We start from the raw sequence: 1,253 nt of genomic DNA, 5'->3' as shown, positions 1-1,253 counted from the left end.
GGGGGGGGGGGGGGGGGGGGGGGGGGGGGGGGGGGGGTGGGGGGGGGGGGGGGGGGGGGGGGGGGGGGGGGGGGGGGGGGGGGGGGGGGGGGGGGGGGGGGGGGGGGGGGGGGGGGGGGGGGGGGGGGGGGGGGGGGGGGGGGGGGTGGGGGGGGGGGGGGGGTGGGGGCGCGTCGGCCTGTTCGTCGTGCTCGGTACTCGCTGCCACCGCACCCGTCCCCGTCCCTGTCGTGATGGCGGCCGGCCCCTGCGGGCGCTGTCAGCGGACGAGAGCGTCCGGCTTGCCCTCGGCGCGCGGCCGTTCGTCGACCATCTTGCCCCACACGATCATGCGGTACGTACTGGTGAATTCCGGGGTACAGGTCGTCAGCGTGATGTACCGGCCGGGCTTCGTGAAACCCGACCCCTGGGGCACGGGCTGGATGACGCTCACGTTCGACGGCGGGGTCTGCGGCAGGATGCTCGCCATGTCGTACGTGTAGTACGCGTCCCGCGTCTCGACAATGATCTTGTCGCCGGGCTTCAGCTGGTTGATGTACCGGAAGGGCTCGCCGTGGGTGTTGCGGTGACCGGCCACCGCGAAGTTGCCCTGTTTGTCGTCGGGCATCGCCGTCTTGAGACTGCCCTCGGCGTAGTGGCCGACCATGCCGTTGTCGAGGACCTTCGACTTGCTGATGCCCTCCGCGATCGGAACGACCACGTCCAGTTTGGGGATGTGCATGATGGCGAAGCCCTGTCCGGGCTCGAACGCGCCGGGTGTACGGCCCTTGGAGAAGCTGTCCTGGATCTTGTTGGTCTCTTTGCCCGCGTACTGGTCGGCCCGGACGTTCGTCCACCAGAGCTGGTAGGTGACGAACAGCAGCATCAGGACGCCGAAGGTGATGAACAGTTCGCCGACCGCCCGGCTGATGATGACGGCGGGACTCTCCTTGAGGGCGCGCGCGGCGCGTCGGGCCTCCATGCGCGAGAGCGGCCTCGAAATGCGAGGGGCCGCCATGGCGGACGCCACGTCGGCTCCGCTGCCCCCGTCGCCGCTCCCGCCGGTACTCCCGTCGGCTCCCGCCGGGTCTCCCCCCGCGCCGCCGTCTCCGGGCGGCGGACCGTCCGTACGTCTGCGGCCCCGGCCGCCAAGGGCGGCGGCCGGGGCCGCAGACGTACGGACGGTCCGCCGCCCGGAGACGGCGGCGCGGGGGGAGACCCGGCGGGAGCCGACGGGAGTACCGGCGGGAGCGGCGGCGGGGGCCGCGGCGCCG

Annotated in this window: 1 protein-coding gene; it reads right to left on the bottom strand. The window is 74.3% G+C overall.

What is annotated here, in order from left to right; genetic code table 11:
* Nucleotides 1-259: 259 nt before the first annotated feature.
* Nucleotides 260-1,253, bottom strand: a 994-nt coding sequence (locus DVH02_RS29630) for a class E sortase (protein ID WP_233518535.1), incomplete at its 5' end; no start/stop codon positions are given.

This window comes from Streptomyces corynorhini (assembly GCF_003346515.1).
GTDB lineage: Bacteria > Actinomycetota > Actinomycetes > Streptomycetales > Streptomycetaceae > Streptomyces > Streptomyces corynorhini.
The sequence above is the reverse complement of the archived record's forward strand: the minus strand, read 5'-3'. Positions and strand labels throughout refer to the sequence as shown.